The organism is Beduinella massiliensis (genome assembly GCF_900199405.1).
Lineage (GTDB): Bacteria > Bacillota > Clostridia > Christensenellales > Aristaeellaceae > Beduinella > Beduinella massiliensis.
In genome coordinates this window covers 3,517,509-3,533,550 of sequence record NZ_LT963430.1, presented here as the reverse complement: position 1 = coordinate 3,533,550, position 16,042 = coordinate 3,517,509, and the positions used below count along the sequence as shown (strand labels likewise).

At 62.1% G+C, this 16,042-nt stretch carries 15 protein-coding genes; 9 read left to right on the top strand and 6 right to left on the bottom strand.

The genetic code is table 11. The features are described from left to right. Positions 1–43 precede the first annotated feature (43 nt). Entirely contained in the window at positions 44–814 is a 771-nt protein-coding gene (locus tag C1725_RS16970; protein WP_146009283.1) for a helix-turn-helix domain-containing protein, read from the bottom strand. A gap of 286 nt (positions 815–1,100) precedes the next feature. Here C1725_RS16970 and C1725_RS16965 point away from each other — a divergent pair, with 286 nt between their 5' ends. The 4 genes from C1725_RS16965 to C1725_RS16950 all read left to right on the top strand — a co-directional run bounded on the left by C1725_RS16965 (position 1,101) and on the right by C1725_RS16950 (position 5,097). Further along, complete coding sequence (locus C1725_RS16965) at positions 1,101–2,333, top strand: extracellular solute-binding protein (protein ID WP_102412869.1); 1,233 nt, start codon at positions 1,101–1,103, stop codon at positions 2,331–2,333. A 92-nt stretch (positions 2,334–2,425) separates the two neighbouring features. Continuing rightward, positions 2,426–3,352, top strand: coding sequence for a carbohydrate ABC transporter permease (locus C1725_RS16960; protein ID WP_102412868.1), 927 nt, complete (start codon positions 2,426–2,428; stop codon positions 3,350–3,352). Between the two features lie 15 nt (positions 3,353–3,367). Further along, positions 3,368–4,246 carry an ABC transporter permease subunit gene (locus C1725_RS16955; protein WP_102412867.1) on the top strand — a complete coding sequence of 293 codons (879 nt, stop codon included), beginning with the start codon at positions 3,368–3,370 and terminating at the stop codon, positions 4,244–4,246. A 20-nt stretch (positions 4,247–4,266) separates the two neighbouring features. Continuing rightward, complete coding sequence (locus tag C1725_RS16950) at positions 4,267–5,097, top strand: alpha/beta hydrolase-fold protein (protein WP_102412866.1); 831 nt, start codon at positions 4,267–4,269, stop codon at positions 5,095–5,097. On the opposite strand, the gene C1725_RS16945 is transcribed toward C1725_RS16950, so the two are convergent. The 3 genes from C1725_RS16945 to C1725_RS16935 form a co-directional block, all read right to left on the bottom strand. Next, positions 5,077–6,183 carry a hypothetical protein gene (locus tag C1725_RS16945; RefSeq protein ID WP_102412865.1) on the bottom strand — a complete coding sequence of 369 codons (1,107 nt, stop codon included), beginning with the start codon at positions 6,181–6,183 and terminating at the stop codon, positions 5,077–5,079. The two genes, C1725_RS16950 and C1725_RS16945, sit on opposite strands and share 21 nt — an antisense overlap. 67 nt (positions 6,184–6,250) lie before the next feature. Next, entirely contained in the window at positions 6,251–6,940 is a 690-nt protein-coding gene (locus tag C1725_RS16940) for a DUF1919 domain-containing protein (RefSeq protein WP_346026783.1), read from the bottom strand. A 68-nt stretch (positions 6,941–7,008) separates the two neighbouring features. Then, a complete protein-coding gene (locus C1725_RS16935; RefSeq protein ID WP_102412863.1) occupies positions 7,009–7,260 on the bottom strand; it encodes a DUF3781 domain-containing protein in 252 nt (83 codons plus the stop codon). 281 nt (positions 7,261–7,541) lie between these two features. Here C1725_RS16935 and C1725_RS16930 point away from each other — a divergent pair, with 281 nt between their 5' ends. Then, entirely contained in the window at positions 7,542–8,303 is a 762-nt protein-coding gene (locus C1725_RS16930) for a hypothetical protein (RefSeq protein WP_102412862.1), read from the top strand. Positions 8,304–8,363: 60 nt separating this feature from the next. Here C1725_RS16930 and C1725_RS16925 read toward each other — a convergent pair whose 3' ends face one another. After that, positions 8,364–9,881: a response regulator gene (locus C1725_RS16925; RefSeq protein WP_102412861.1), complete on the bottom strand. Its 1,518-nt coding sequence runs from the start codon at positions 9,879–9,881 to the stop codon at positions 8,364–8,366. After that, positions 9,878–11,692: a sensor histidine kinase gene (locus tag C1725_RS16920; RefSeq protein ID WP_346026782.1), complete on the bottom strand. Its 1,815-nt coding sequence runs from the start codon at positions 11,690–11,692 to the stop codon at positions 9,878–9,880. Before C1725_RS16920 ends, C1725_RS16925 begins: the two co-directional genes overlap by 4 nt. A gap of 229 nt (positions 11,693–11,921) precedes the next feature. On the opposite strand from C1725_RS16920, the gene C1725_RS16915 reads away from it, so the two are divergent. The 4 genes from C1725_RS16915 (at position 11,922) to C1725_RS16900 (ending at position 15,815) form a co-directional block, all read left to right on the top strand. Next, complete coding sequence (locus tag C1725_RS16915; RefSeq protein WP_102412859.1) at positions 11,922–13,145, top strand: extracellular solute-binding protein; 1,224 nt, start codon at positions 11,922–11,924, stop codon at positions 13,143–13,145. A gap of 92 nt (positions 13,146–13,237) precedes the next feature. Continuing rightward, entirely contained in the window at positions 13,238–14,146 is a 909-nt protein-coding gene (locus tag C1725_RS16910; protein WP_346026781.1) for a carbohydrate ABC transporter permease, read from the top strand. Next, a complete protein-coding gene (locus C1725_RS16905; RefSeq protein WP_102412857.1) occupies positions 14,147–14,983 on the top strand; it encodes an ABC transporter permease subunit in 837 nt (278 codons plus the stop codon). Next, positions 14,964–15,815 (top strand): endonuclease/exonuclease/phosphatase family protein, encoded by an 852-nt coding sequence (locus C1725_RS16900; RefSeq protein WP_102412856.1) that lies wholly within the window; start codon positions 14,964–14,966, stop codon positions 15,813–15,815. The genes C1725_RS16905 and C1725_RS16900 overlap by 20 nt, the downstream gene beginning before the upstream one ends. Positions 15,816–16,042: the final 227 nt, after the last annotated feature.

The window sequence follows — 16,042 nt, the reverse complement described above, 5'->3', positions numbered from 1 at the left end:
GCGTTTTTCTGTGCCGGCGGCCGCCGCGCGGGGCCCCATCCGCTCAGCACTTCTTGAACTGATAAGGGGTCGTGCCCACGAGGCGCTTGAACTGGCGGATGAAGTGATAGACGCTCGAATACCCGCACTTTTCCGCAGCCGCGGCGACCGTGCAGTCGTGCAGCAGCAGCGTGCGCGCCCGTTCGATGCGGATGCCGATCAGGTCCTGCGTGGGCGTGATGCCGAAACACCGGCGGTAGAGCTGGTAAAAGTACGACTCGCTGAGGTAGAGCCTCCTGGCCATTTCAGCGACGGTCCAGTCGTATTCCGGATGCGCGAGGATGGAGAAGCGCAGCTCCTTCAGGCGCACGATCGTGCTGTAGCTCATCTCGCTGGCCGCCTTCTGCAGGCTGAGCTGCATGGCCATCGTGATGAACAGCTCCTCGATTTTCAGCTGGATGTAGTCCTCGCGGAACGCTCCCTTGTCGTGGTGCGTCATGGATATTTGACGAAAGAGCGCGGATATTTCGTTCGTGTTTTTGAGGTTGTACAGACGGTTGGGCAGGATTGCGTACTTTTGCATTAGGCCGGTCAGGTCGCCCTCGACGTGAAACCAGTGGTGCAGCAGTTCCTCCGGGCAGCGGTAGTAGTGCGGGACGTTCGGCTCAAGGATCAGGATGGAGCCGCGCTCCGCCGGCATCTCCTCGCCGTCGATGCGAAGGTCAAGGCGCGTCAGGTACTGCGCGACGATGTAGGTCGTAAGCCCCGCCCTGCGGTCGAGCTCCGTACCCGCCTTTTCCACCCAGTCCATCTGGGCCTCCGTAACCCGCAGCACAGCGGCCGCCCCCTTTGCTTCAAGATAAAAGCATTGTACCGTCTAAAGTAGGATAAGTCAATTTTATTGTGGGATTGTTCATTGTGAAAGCGAGGAGCGCGCCCTATAATGAGCACAGGAAATAGGAATAATTGCACAGCAAATTTGGCGGATACTTGACGCTTATGCTTCCTTTCTGCGGCGGTTTAGCGCTCGGAAATGCCCATAGGATGTTTCTTCGCCTTTCTAGAGGGTGAAGAGAAAGATAGAAGAGGACATCTGGATAAAAAGAAGGGACGGTCAAGCCATGAAGAAAATCTTTGCGATCCTGCTCTGCCTGTCGATGATGGGCGCGTGCATCCTTCCCGCCTCGGCGCAGGCGCCGGTGGAAATCGAACTGTGGACGCTCTTTACGGGAGACGACGGCACCACGATGACCGGCATCGTGGACGACTTCAACGCCGCCCAAAGCGACGTGCATTTGACGCACGTCGCGATCGACCGCGAAAACCTGTACACCAAGCTGGCGCTGGCCATGAACGACCCGGCCGCGCTGCCGGACGTCTTCGTCACCTATTCCTACGACGTGGCCCGCTTTGTCGAACTGGGCTACATTCAGCCGATGGATGAGACGCTCGCGTCGCTCGGCGACTTCGACTTTGCCATCGACAAGTACCACGACGCGTGCGCGGCGCTGAACTATTACGACGGCAAGCGCTACTGCGTGTCGCTCGACTTCCCGACCTGGGGCATGTACGTCAACGACGCCCTCGCCGAGCAGTATTGCCCGGAGGTGCTGGAGGACGGCATCGTCACCTGGGACGAGATCAGGGCGGTCGGAGAGCGGCTGAAGGAGCAGGGCGTGGAGGACGTCGCCGTGCTTTCGGCGAGCTGGGCACGCAACGACCTGCTGGCGTCCTATCTCGACCTGGCCGGGACCTACGCCTCCGAGGACGGCACGACGCTCGCGCTCGACAAGGACGCGGTCGCTTCGATGATCGACCTGTGGAAGGGCTGCTACGACGCGGGATACCTGTGGCAGGAGGGAGACGACGCCTCCACGCTGTTCGCGCTGGAGGAGACGATCTTCTACACGGGCGGCACGTGGAACATGAGCGCCGTGAAGGAATACGGCTTTGACTTCTCCTTCATCGCGGGTCCGCAGACCTCCGCGGACGACACGCCCACGCTCTTCGGCGCTTCCCACGCGTTCATGATGCCCAACAAGGCGTGCAGCGCGGAGGAACAGCGCGCCATCGCTTCCTTTATCCATTACTTTTACGAGCACTCGATCGACTGGGCGCAGGCAGGCTCCATCGTCGCCTCCAAGGCGACCGCGGCGAGCGAGGAATATCAGGCGCTTCCGCAGGCGTTTGTCAGCAACAACTACAACATCTCCAACCCGAACTACGTCTACTCGCAGCTCCTGTTCGACGTGCTCGACGGCCTGGGCTGGGAGGGCGTGTACGGCCGGATCAGCGCGGAGGAATTCGCGCAGACCTGGGAAAAGCAGACGCTGGAGAAGATCGCCGCACAGTAAGGGAACCTTGAACCGCGTTCCCCTCCGGGGGAACCCATGTGGGATCAGGCGCTGCCTGATCCCACATTCCATAAACGGAAGGATGGATCGCCTTGTCCACAAAGCATCGCAAACTAAGGCTCTACGCCTGGTGGGTTCCTGTCGCCTTTTTGCTGCCGCATCTGATCGTATTCCTCTGCTTTAACATCTTTCCGATCCTCACCGGCGTGTACGCCTCTTTTACGAAGTGGACGCTCGGCAAGCAGCCGGTCTGGGTGGGACTGTCAAACTACGCGTCCCTCCTGACGGAACAGACCTCCATGTACTATTGGCAGCTTCGCTGGGGGCTCGCAAGCACCGTCAAGTTCGTGCTCCTGTGCGTCCCCTTCAGGATCCTCGTGCCCCTGGCGCTCGCGCTGCTGCTGAGCACGAAGTGCCGCGGGCATAAGCTGCTCCAGACCTGCTATTACCTGCCCTCGCTCCTGTCGCTTTCCGTCGTCATGGTCTCCTGGCGCTACATGTTCGACAGCAACGCGGGCATCATCAACAACTTTCTGGGGCTGGGAAAGCTGCAATGGACCACCGCCTCGCCCTATAACTGGATCGCCCTGATCTTCATCACCGTCTGGTGGGGCTGTGGAAGCAACCTGATCATCTATCAGTCGGCCCTCGCGGGCGTCTCCACCGAGATTCTGGAGGCCGCCTCCGTCGACGGGGCCAACGCCTTTCAGCGCTTTCTTCACGTGACCATCCCCTCCATCCGGTTTCCGCTGCAATACACGCTGATCACCAGCGTCATCGCGGAATTTGGCATCTGGGGCCAGCCGGACATGTTCAACAAGGGCGGGCCGACGCTCGAGGTCGTGAACGGCATCAACCATCAGGCGAACAAGATGATCATGCAGTACATCGCCGAGAGCGGCTTTGGCAGCTCCGGCGTCAACGCGGGCATCGCCTCGTCCATGGCGCTCATCCTGGGCATCCTCATATTCTTCGTGTCGCTGCTGCAGTTTGGCGCAATGCGCCGGGGGAACGATTAAGGAGGGAGAGACCGCATGTATTCCGGTATGCAAACAAAGACAGCGCTTCCCGCGCGCCTTCGGCGCGAATGGAAGACGCTGCTGCTGTCCGTCCTGCTGTTTGCACTGGCGGCCGCATGGCTCAGCCCGCTCGTCTTTTCGTTCTTCGCGAGCTTCAAGACCAACGTGGAGATGAAGCGTTTTTCAAAGTACCTGAACGTCCTGCCCCTTCAATGGACGACGGACAATTACGCGTTCGTATGGAACAACACCGCCGCGCCGTTTGTCAGCATGGTGATGAACTCCTTCATCGTTTCCGGGGTCACGGTGCTACTGGTGCTGTTTATTTCCTCCACCTCCGCCTATGCCTACGAACGGCTGCAGTTCAGGGGCAAGGAGAAGCTCTTCTGGTTCCTCTTTGGGCTGAGCATGATCCCCGGCGTGGTGGCGCTGGTGCCGCAGTATTACCTTTACGACGCCCTGGGGTGGACGAACCGGCTCATCTGCCTGATTACGCCCGCGCTCGGCAACGTGTTCAACATCTTCCTGCTGCGCAACTTCATGCACGGCATCCCCAAGGACATGGACGAATCCGCGCGAATCGACGGCGCGAGCGATCTGCACATCTACCTTCGCATCATCCTGCCCTGCCTGTACCCGGCGATGATGGTCGTGGCGCTGTTCACGTTCACCGCCTCCTGGAACGACCTGATGTGGCCGTCGCTTGCGATCACCACACCCTCGCGCCTGACGCTCACCGCGGGCATCCGTCTGCTCAACGACTCGTACGGCGGGTACTACGAGCGGGTGCTGGCAGCCTGCATGCTGGCCGTAATTCCGACGTTTCTCCTGTATCTATTCGCGCGCAGGTACTTCATGCAGGGGCTCCAACTGAGCGCTGCGGTAAAAGGCTGACAGAAAGAGAGCGAACAAGCATGGCTTTGATGCACGTAAACTGCTATTCAAAGGTCTTACGCCAACACATTTCCCTGGACGTGCTGCTGCCCGCGGAGGGCGAGCAGGACGACTACCCCCCGGAGTACCGCTGGCCCACGCTGTACCTGCTGCACGGCCTCTCGGACGACCACACCGTCTGGCAGCGGTGGAGCGCGATCGAACGCAAGCTCGGCGGCATCCCGCTCGCCGTGGTCATGCCCACCACGTTGCGGGGTTTTTACACGGACATGAAGTACGGCCCCCGCTATTTTACGTTCATCGCGGAGGAGCTGCCGGGCCTTTGCGAGCGGTTCTTCCACCTTTCTCCCCTGCGGGAGGACCGGTTCGCCGCGGGCCTTTCCATGGGCGGGTACGGCGCCTTCAAGCTGGGGCTGCTGCATCCTGAAAAATACGGCGCGGTGGCCAGCCTCTCCGGGGCGCTCGACGTGGTGGGGAGTACCCCGTTCGCCTACGACTACGATTCGCTGCTGCCCGAATACCGGCTGATCTTCGGGCGGCGGGAAGAGGCGGTCGGCGGCGCGGACGACCTGTTCCAAGCGGCGGAACGCCTCGCGGCGTCCGGCGCGGAGCGCCCCCGTTTCTTCATGTGGTGCGGCACGGGGGACAAGCTCTACCGCGAAAATGCGTACTTTAACCAGCGCTTCGGTCAAAAGCTCGGCATCGAGTATCACGAGGGGCCCGGCACCCATGAATGGAGGTACTGGGACGAGCACATCTCGGACGTGCTCGACTGGCTGCCCCTGCGCACGCGGCGCTTTCCCGAGGCGCGGCGCACGGCGCCGCAGGGCTCACAGCTCTGTGCGCTTTAGAAACCCACGGAGGGGCGCCTTGCCCGTGCGGCGAAGCTCCACGCAGATGTGGCCTTCCACCGTATAGAAGAGGTAGGTGAGCTCGGCCTCCTCCCCCGCGCGGACGGCGGCGATCTCTGCGGCTTCCTCACCGCTCATGCTGTCGTATACGGTGTAAGCCTTTTTCGTCCGCAGCGGCTCGTAGGCGAGCGAAAGCTGCGGCGCCTGCAGCCCCTCGGGCAGGCTGGCGCGCGGCGCATAGCCGTAATACCCCATTACCGGGTCGTCCAGACCGTAGCGAAGCAGGGCCCAGTCGCCTTCAAAGCCGATCAGGGAAACCGTCTCGCCGGCGGGAAGCCGGCCCAGGCCACCTCCGAGACGCAGGTATACGTCGCCCGGGCCCGTATAGAGGTCCGTTTCGGCAGGCAGCGCGACGTCTACGCCCGCCGGCAGCTCGAGCAGATACGGCGGCTGCTCCGGAACCGGCCCGCTAAGGAGCCGCTCGACCGCGTCAGCGTCCGGCGCGGAAGCGTTTTCGCAGGTCAGGTTCCAGGTGCGCGCCATGGAGACGCGCCGCCCCGACGCATCCTGCCGCTCGTCGCAGAGCTGAAACAGGCCGCCGTCCAGCGCAAAGAGCGAGCGCACCTGTGTCTGGCCGTCTCTGTTTATAAGGTGGCGTCCGGCGTACTGAAAGGTGAGCGCGCCGGCCTGACCGAAGAGAAAGTGGATGTCCTCCTGATAGGGCATGCCGCCGTCGTCCCCGGCGTACTGCACGGTGATCCAGCCGTTGTCCGCGGCGCGAAGGCCGACGGCCTGCGCGTCCTGGCGCAGGGCGGTTTTGCTCTTCAATGCCAGCGCGTAGAGCTCTTCGCCCAGCCGCCGAAAGACGGTGAGCACGCTTTCGCCGTCCTTCGTGAGGGCGATCACCGCGAATTCGCCGGGCGTGCCCGCGGCGAGCGCGTCGTCCGCAGCCAGCAGGGCGTAATCGGAGTAGCGCTCGCCGAGCTCACGGCCGATGCTCTCCGGCAGGGAGACGTTTTGCGCGAGAACCGGGAAGCACGCGAGACAAAGGACGATCAGCGCACACGATAGGCACGTTCGCTTCATGGCATTTTCCTCCTTATCGCTTTCACTGAAAAAGACGGAAAGAAACGGCAAAAAGCTCCGGCGGCCGTTATTTTTTTTGCATGCGGTTGAGCACGCGCGTGAGGGGAAAGTCCCGTGAAAAGCGCAGCTCCTCCGTCTCGGCGCGCACGCAGGGCTGACCGCGATCCGCCCGCAGGGGCACGACGCTGCCCGCGCCGGGGTAGGCGCGCGCGGTAAAACAGACCTTGTGCGGATAGGGAAGCTGGTCGAAGGCCCGAATCTGCTCTTCCGTCGCGCCGTTCTGGTCGCAGAACTTGACGAGCAGGTTGTCCCAGTTGATGCGCGCGCAGCGGCGCGTCCATTTTTCGCGCGCTTCCTCGGGCGTGGCGTAGTGCATAAAGTAGACCTCGACGTCCAGCAGGCGCGCGACGGGGTAGCTACCGTAGGCGGGGTCGGCGGCGCCGAGCGCCGCGGCGCAGCGCGCCTGCAAGGGATCTATAAAGCGGAGGGGCGCGGCGAAGTAGCGCCTGGGATCGCCCAGCAGCTTTAAATAGTCGTCCGGCATGAAGAAGAGCCCGGCGGTCGGCGTGCGATAGGGCAGGGCATAACGCTGATAGACGAAACCGCCGAAGCAGTTGTTCGAGATCACCGTAAAGTCCCTGTTGCGAAGGAAAGCGCGCCGCAGATCCTTCCTTGCGCGCTCCAGGCGCTTGCGAAGTCGCCACCAGGGCCGAAGCGCGCGCTCGCCCAGGAAGCGCTTGATGGATTCCTTCCTCAATGTCCTGCCTCCTCCGGCGCGGGAAGCCCCGCGGAAATCTGTTCCTGCGCTTTGCGTGCGCCGAACCGTTAACCCTCTGCCCTGTGCGCGGTGATGATCGTGTAACTGGCGGCGTTCACGGTGAAGACGCAGCCTTCTGCCGTGACGTACCAGTTTTTCCCCTGCCGTGAGATGCGGGCGTCCGCGCCGGCCATGCGCGCTTTACACCAGGATACGACGTCGTCTTCGATGAGGCCAAGGTTTCGCCTGATTCGTACGGCGCCCATTTCGGTGGTGTGGATCCTGTCGAGGTGGGCGAGCAGGTCGCAGCTTAAGGCCATAAGCGTCCTCCTATTTTGAAAATCTGCTTTTTTTCAGTATACTTCTTTCCGGTGAATTTGTCATCCATCAAGTGCGCGCCCGCTGAACGCCTGCGCGGACGGGGATGCCGGGCGTTTAGAGACCTTTGCCAGCGGCGCACACGTTGACATTCACGGCTCGTCCTGTTACAATGCACATAGAAGCTGGGCAATTCTGCCCGGCATGGTCACAGTTTGTTTCCGGTCCCAGCGGCCGGAGAGATGCCAGGCCCCGCGAGGGCGAAATGGAGGTTATAGACCCTATGAAGCGTGTGTTTCTGCTCGTAGCGCTGCTGCTTTGCGCGTTCGCGTTGTCCGGCTGCCAGGCGGGGGATCCGGATGCGACGTCGACGCCGATCCCCACGGCCTCACCGTCGCCTACGCCCTCGCCGACGCCCGACCCCACGAAGGACCCGACGATCAACGACGACATGCCTCCGCTCGATCCGACGGAGCCGGGCGCGACGCCCGTGGCGATCGACCCGATCGACATGCCGACCCCGACGCCCAAGCCGACGGCGAACGTGAAGTACGACACATTCTCCTCGAGCGCGGCGGGCTTTGAATTTAGCAAGCCGAATACCTGGATTCAGACCTCGGGCACGGTGGCGGAGTTCGTGCAGTATGTGGAGCCCTCCGCTGAGGCGAGCCTGCGCGAGGAGAGCGGATACCCCGCGCGCCTCACGATGGTGAAGTATCAGAAGGGCACCAAGCAGACCAGCGACGACGCGAAGGACCAGCTTGATTCGATCATGAACGAGATGACCAACGAGTTCCTGGAGCTTACGGTCAATACGGAATACGGTTCTTTGCCCATGGGCGGCGGCAAGGGCTACTACGTGTACTACAAGGGCGTGGTGGCGGACCCGACCGACCCGAACAAGACCTACAGCGTGCGCGGACGCGCGGGCGTCGTCGCCAAGGACCAGGCGCTCTATCAGATCCGCATCTCCACCCCCGCCGACTACTTCGACTACTATCAGGAAATCTACCGCACTGCGAGAAACTCCTTCAAGGTGCTGTAAGAGGGGAACGCAGCCGCCTCCCGCCGGTCGATGGCGGGAGGCGGCTTTTTGCTCCGGCGCTCAGCGCGCGCCGGAGGCTTTTTTGTATTCCCGCGGCGAGCAGTTCATCTCCTCGCGAAACGCCCGGTTGAACTGCACGGGATCGTGGTAGCCGACGCCTTCCCCGATCGCGTAGAGCTTATCGTTCGTCTCCCGGATACGGCGGCAGGCTTCTTCGATGCGCACCCTGCGCAGGTAGTGGCTGTAGGGGATGCCGCAGGCCTTTTTGAACAGCGTGCTCACGTAGTTGGGGTTCAGCGCGAGGTGCTCCGCCAGCGCGGGGAGCGTCAGGTCCTCGGCGTAGTGCTGGGCGATGTACTGCTTGGCGCGTTCGACGTGCTGCTCGTCGCGCGAGGCGGACTGCGCGCGCACCTTTTCAATCTGCAGGCGCACGATGCGCCGCAGCTCCCGCGAGAGGTCGGCGGCGCTCTGCGCGCCCTGAATGCAGCGGATGACGTCGTCCTGCGTGAGCTCCATGTGCCCCACGACGCGGATAAACGCGCTGTTTCGCTGCAGCACCGCGTAGACCATCGCGCAGAGGAGCTGGCGCAGCTGCTCCACGGGCGGAAGCTGCGCGCAGACGAGGCCGAGGAGACGCGAAAGGCTTTCGTCGAAGCCGTCCGGCTGCAACCGGCACACGGCGTCCGTCATCTGCGAGAAGAGGGACGCGTAGGGGTAGCGCTCCGGCCCGTCCTCGCCGGGCAGGTCGTAAAACCTGCGCGTCAGCAGCTGCTGGCATTCCTCCAGCCCGGCGGCGGCGCCATCAAGCGCCAGGGGCTTGGAGCAGACGAGACCCGGCGCGCGCCGCATCAGCGTCCGCTTGGCCTCGCGGAACGCTTCGAGCTGGGCGGGCGTCCTGTAAAAGAAGAGCGAGACGAAGAGCCGCTGCCACTCGCCCTGAACGAGCACGCATCCGTCCGCGAGCAGGGAGGACAGCGCTTCCTCCCACTCCGCCTGCCACGCCTTTTGCAACAGCGCGCTCGCGGGCGTGCTGCCGGAGGAGGCGCAGACGACGAGTCGGTGCTCCGGGTGCAGATGGCAATCCGCCATCAGGCCTTGAAGCGCACCGCCCGTGTCGCGCAGCAGGTGCTCCAGGGCGTACTGCTGGCGGTACGAGCGCCTCTGCGCGGAGGACACGGCCGCAGGACGCGCGGGCGGCATGCGCTGGCGATACCGGAGCAGGAAGCCGTCGATCTGCAGGAAGAAGTCCTCCGCGACGATGGGCTTGAGCAGGTAATCCGAAGCGCCCAGCTTCATCGCGCGGCGCACGAGCGCATAGTCGTCGAAGCCGCTGATCACGATGACCTCGCCCTCGTAGTGTACCTCGCTGAGCCGCTCCAGCATGTCCAGGCCCGTCAGCACCGGCATCTTGATGTCGGCGAGGATGAGCGACACGCTCTGCGCGCAGGCGAACTCCACCGCGCGCTGGCCGTTCTCCGCCTGATGCAGCGAAAACGTGCCGGGATAGCGCGCTTCGAGCATGGAAGCGATGGATGCGCGGATGGCGGCTTCGTCGTCCACGATCAGGATCGGAATCATGCGGGTTCTCCTTTCCCGGGGGCCCTGATGGGCGTGAGCCTTCGCGGCACGCGCACGGTGATGACCGTCCCTTCGCCCAGGATGGAGCGGATGGCCAGCCCGTAGCGGCTGCCGTAGTACAGCCGGATGCGCCGGTTGGTGTTGCGCAGGCCGATGGAGGTAAAGGCGTCGTTTTTTCCCTCGACGTAGTCGCTCAGGAGCGAAAGCTCCTCCGGCGCGATGCCGATGCCGTCGTCTGAGACGGTGAAGACGACGTCCCCGTCCTCCGCGTAGCCCAGCACGCGGATGCGGCCCTCGCCCTCGGTCATCGACATGCCGTGATAGATGGCGTTTTCCACCAGCGGCTGCAGGAGCAGCTTGATGATGAAGCAGGCGTATAGCTCCGGCTCGACGTTGATGAGCACGGTGAGGCGGCCGTGAAAGTGCATCTGCTGCAGCGCGACGTAGTCGCGCAGGTTGGAAAGCTCCTGCTCGACCGTCACGGGTTCCGATTGCAGCGAGACGCCGTAGCGCAGCGTCTTGCCCAGCAGGGCCGCCATGTCGGCCAGTTCGCCGTTGCCCTGGGTGAGGGCCGCGGCGCGGATGGTCTCCAGGGTGTTGTAGACGAAGTGCGGGTTGATCTGCGAGCGCAGCAGCTGCATTTCGGTCTGCGCCTGCAGGAGGTTCTTCTGGTAGACCTCCTCGATCAGGCGCTGAATGTGCGCGGACATCGCGTTGAACGACTCGATCAGGTCGTGCATCTCGTCGTGCGCGTCTTCGTCCTCCACGGGAGAAAAGTCTTCCTCGCGGATGCGCTCACATACGCCCATGAGCTTGCCGATGGGTTCTCGGATGCTGGAGACGAGCAGACGGGTGAAGATCAGCACGCTCAGCACGAAGAAGAGCAGCAGGCCGCCGAGCACCAGAATCTGCGCGCGCAGGCCGCCCAGCACGCAGACGAGCGGCGTGCGCAGGGACGCGGTCAGCCCTCCGGCCGACCGGTAGAGCTGATAGACCGCGAAGCCCTCGCCGTCGCGGATGTAACGGGTGACGAGCTCGCCCGCGGGCAGCACGCTCAGGCGTGCGGCGACGGAGAGATCCATTTCGCCAAGCAGCGCTTTCCCCTCGGCGTCGAGCACGCACAGGCGCTGCTCCGGGTACGGCCGCCCGAGCTCAAAGGATTCGCGCAGGGCGGTCAGGTCGATGCAGCACAGCGCGACGCCCACGGGCGAAAAGTGGTTGAGCTTCATGATGGCGCGCGCGCCGAAGAGGCATTCTTCCGGGTGCGGAAGGCTCTGGGCGAGCGGGCCGAGCTCCGAAGATGGAATGACCTGATAGCCGCCCCGCCGCTCCAGCACCGACTGGAAGAGGGCGCTGTCCGGGTCGAGAGAGGCGAGGCTGTAGTAGATCGCGTCCGATTTGCAGTAGACGAGCCTTCCGGACAGGTCGCTGACGCCTACCAGCGACGCGCTGGAGTGCAGCACCAGCAGGTTCATCAGCTCCTGCTGGATGCTGCGGTAATAGGCGATCAGGCGGGAGGTGTCGGCGGATTCGCTGACCAGGTAGTCGAAGATCGACGTGGAGCCGTATGCCGCCTGCAGGACAGGAAACTTGGTGAGCATGTCGATCTCCGAGATGGCGGATTCCATGCGGCTGGAGGCAGAGTACAGCAGCTGCGAACCGGAAAGGCGCAGGTTGTCCGCGATGTCCTGCACGGAGGAGCGCACCGTGGCGGCGCAGAAGAGGGCGATCACGACGGTCTGGAGGAGGAACAGATAGAGCAGCCGCCTGACCACGGAGGTCCGTCGGAGCAGAGAGATAAATCGGTTCATGGCGCACCTCACGCGAGCGGGTTGGACGTTTTTCTTATCATAGAGCATAATAGAAAAAAAGGCAACAAGTTGAAGGGAACTGGCGGAAAAAGCAATTTTTTCTCCCAAAAATTCGGAAGAAGGAAATAAGAAACTGAAAAAATGATAAGAAATATGAAAATCAGCTATTTTCTTCTGCACCCCGTTTTCTTATAATGGGTTCACAATAAATATCGGAGGTGCCCGGAATATGAAGCAATGGAGCAAGATTCTCTCTGTGATTCTGGCGGCCACGCTGATGCTGTCCATGTGCGTGCTTGCGCAGGCGGAGGACGTGGTGGAGCTTGAATACGTCATCCACAAGTCCGAGGCCGCGGCCATCAACGGCATGCAGGCGGTGATCGACGAGTTCAACGCGCAAAACCCCGGCATCCACGTCACCATGACGCAGGTGCCCGACGCGGGCACGGTGCTGCAGACGCGCGCGCAGACGAACGAAATGCCCGATCTGTTCAGCTGCGTGACGAGCACCATGTACGAAATCATGTTCGAGGACGGCATCATCATGGACCTGACGGGCCAGCCGTTCCTTGAAAACGTGGAGGACGAGACGCTCGGCCTGTCCGAATACGACGGGAAGAACTGGCGCATGCCGTATTCGCTGAGCTGCTACGGCCTGTACATCCGCACCGATATTTTTGAAGAGCAGGGCCTTGCGTGGCCGACGACCTGGGACGAGCTGATGGACGTATGCGAAAAGCTCGCTGCGGCGGGCATCACGCCGTTTGCGCTGCCGGACAAGACGATGGTTTATCAGCGCATGGAGCGCATGATGAGCTTCATCTCGGAGGACGACGCGGACTTCAAGCAGATCGCGGCGGGCGAGCTGGAGGCGAAGGATTCCGCGGTGCTCACCACCTACGCGAACGCGGCGCTGCAGATCGCCGATTACATGACGCCCGAATCCCTCGGCTCTGAATACACCGAGTCCTATCAGCAGCTTCTCTCTGGCCAGGCGGCCATGACGATCAACGGCCAGTGGTCCCTCACCACGCTCAAGGATTACGATCCCGACCTCAAGATCGCGCTGATTCCGCTGCCCAACCCGACCGGCAAGGAATCCGACGTCGTGGTCAGCATCGACACGAGCTTCTGCATCTCCTCTTCCACCAAGCATCCGGAGGAGTGCCTGAAGTTCCTCGAGTTCCTGAGCAGAACCGAGACGGCCCAGACCTACACCGACATCGAGGGCAGCCCGAACGTCATCAAGGGCGTTAAGCTCAACGTCAAGGAGCTGGAGAAGATCAACGAGACCATGGCGGCGGGGCATGTGGTCATCAGCCAGAACGCGATCTGGCCCAGCGGCTTCCGCAAGGAGCTGGGCGACGTGGCCACCAACCTGGAGATCGACCGTGACCTGGACGCCTACTACGAGGACGCGGCGCTGGTCATCGACGACTACTACAACGACTGATACATTGCCCTGCGGGGCTGCCGCGCTGAGGTGGGCAGCCCCGTTTCTCTTTCACGGATACGCCAAGAACGCAAGAAAGGCGGAATCAAAGCATGGTAGCGCCAGCGAAAGCGAGAAGAGGCAGGCGGCCGGGGCTTCGGCGGGAACAGACGATGACCTTCGTCGCCTTTACCCTTCCGGGTTTTTTGATGTACTGCTGCTTCCTCATCTTTCCCATCCTCATGGGCATCTACTACAGCTTCATGGACTGGAACGGCATCAGCCCCACCTATGAATTCGTCGGCTTTGAAAACTACGCGAAGCTGCTGACCGACCGCAAGTTCAAGTCGGCCCTGTTCTTCAACGCGCGCTATACCCTGATGCTGATCGTGGGCGTCGTCGTGATCAGCGTCATCCTGGCGCTGATGCTCAACCGCGAGATCAGGGGGCGTTCCTTCTTTCGGACGCTCTACTTTGCGCCGGCGGTGCTGAGCATGATCACGATCAGCCTGATCTTCAAGCAGATCTTCTTTTACGTGCTGCCGGGCATCGGCAAAGGCCTGAACATCGGCTTCCTGGCCGGCAACGTCCTCGCGGACCGGAACCTCGCGATCTACGGCATCCTCTTCGTGCACTTATGGCAGGGCGTCGCGCTGCCGACGCTGCTCTTCCTGGCGGGCCTTCAGACGATCCCGCAGGAATTGTACGAGGCGGCCTCCATCGACGGGGCGAACGCGTGGCAGCAATTCAAGGCGATCACCGTCACCTATCTGCTGCCTACGCTCAGCGTCGTGCTGGTGCTGGTCGTCAAGCAGGGCCTGATGGTGTTCGACTACGTCAAGGCCATGACCCAGGGCGGGCCCGGCGGCGCGACGCAGAGCATCGCGCTGCTGATCTACAACAACGGCTTTGAGCGCAACAAGTACAGCTATTCCATCGCGCAGGCCATCGCCACAGGCCTCATCATCGCGCTCATCTCGGTCATCCAGATCAAATTCACGAGCGGAAAGAAGGTGGAGTAGGTGAACAGATCCAAACGGCGCGGCAATGCCGTCACGTACGTCTTCCTCATCCTCGGCGCGGTGCTGATCCTGTTCCCGCTCTACATCTGCATCGCGACGACGTTCAAGACCTCGTCCGAGAGCGCGGTCAGCTTCTTCACGCTGCCCAAGTCCCTGTATCTGGGCAATTACGCCGAGGTGCTGGCGGATGAAAAGCTGTACTACGCCTATAAGAATACCATCCTCGTCACCGTGCTCTCCCTCGTCGCGGAGATGATCATCATGCCGCCGATGAGCTACGCGCTCTCGCGTTCCATGGGGCGCAGCCGCTTTTTCAGGGGGCTGTACTTCTTCTTCCTGCTGGGCATCTTCCTGCCCTGGCAGGTGCGCATGATGCCGGTGGTCAAGCTGATGGGCTGGCTGAACCTGCTCAGCCCCGTGGGCATCGTGCTGCTCTACCTCGCGCACGCGACCTGCGAGAGCATGTTCCTCTACGTCGGCTACCTCGCGACGGTCAGCACGAGCCTGGAGGAAGCCGCCTACATCGACGGCGCGACGACCTTCCAAACCTATACGCGCGTCATCCTGCCGCTGATGCGCCCGATTCTGGCGACGGTGCTCATCCGCGAGGGACTGGCGATCTGGAACGACTTTCAGATGCCACTGGTCTGCCTCAACCGCTCGCATAAGCTGTGGACGCTCACGATCTATCAGAACAACTTCCAGTCCGAATACAGCGTGGATTACAACCTCGCCTTCGCCTGCCTGGTCGTAGCGAGCCTGCCGATCGTGATTTTCTACGTCGTCATGCAAAAGCAAATCATTGGAGGGCTCACAAATGGCGCGGTCAAAGGATAAGCTTCGGCTGCTCACGCTCAACACGCACAGCCTCATGGAGGAGGATAACGCCTTTTGCCTGCGCACGCTGGCCGACGCCATCGTGCGGGAGGACGTGGACGTGGTCGCCCTGCAGGAGGTGAACCAGTCCGCCGACGCAAGGGAGGCGGAAGCGGAACGCCTCCGCGCTTCGCGCTTCGTGCCCTGCGAATCGGAGGCGCCGATCCGCGCGGACAACTTCGCCCTCACGCTCTCGGAGCTGCTCAGGGAAAGCGGAGCCCCCTTTTACTGGACCTGGGCCTACGCGCACCGGGGCTACCGGGTGTACGAGGAGGGCGTCGCCCTGCTCAGCCGTGCGCCGGTTACAGGGGTTGATGCGGTTTGCGTCTCCACCCCTAAGGGGCGCTGCCGCAGGAAGATCGCGGGCATCCGCACACAGGCGCTGTGTGGAGACGGCTGGTTTTACTGCGTGCACATGGGGTGGTGGAAGGACGAGGAAGACCCCTTCGCGGGCCAGTGGGTCAGGTTTGTGCAATCGCGCGGGAAGCGGCTGGAGCCCGCCTATCTCATGGGCGACTTCAACAGCCCCGCGCACGTGCGCGGCGAGGGGTACGACCTGGTCGTCGCCTCCGGCTGGGAGGACTGCTTCCTGCGCGCGGCGGAGCGCGACGCGGGCGCGACGGTCGGCGGCCAGATCGACGGCTGGCGCAAGGAAAAGGTGGACCCCATGCGCATCGACTTCGCGTTCGCCGCGCAGCCGGGTGCGACGCGAAGCAGCCGCGTGATCTTCAACGGCGATTTTTATCCCGTCATCTCCGACCATTATGGGGTGCTGACGGAAGATGGACGATGAACCTCTTTCCCCATGCACAGGCTCCTGGTGATTTGAATCATACCTTTTTGAATGTTCGTGCGTACAATGCCGGACATTCTTTTTTACGTTCCTTTTTTGCTGCCTCGCCTTGCTGACATCTTCGATTTGCCGCTACAAAATAGAAAATGCAACGTGAAGAAAACAGGAAGGAATCGGGAAAAATTTCTCTTTTGCCTTAATTATAGGCAATGCGGATCGTCTAATTG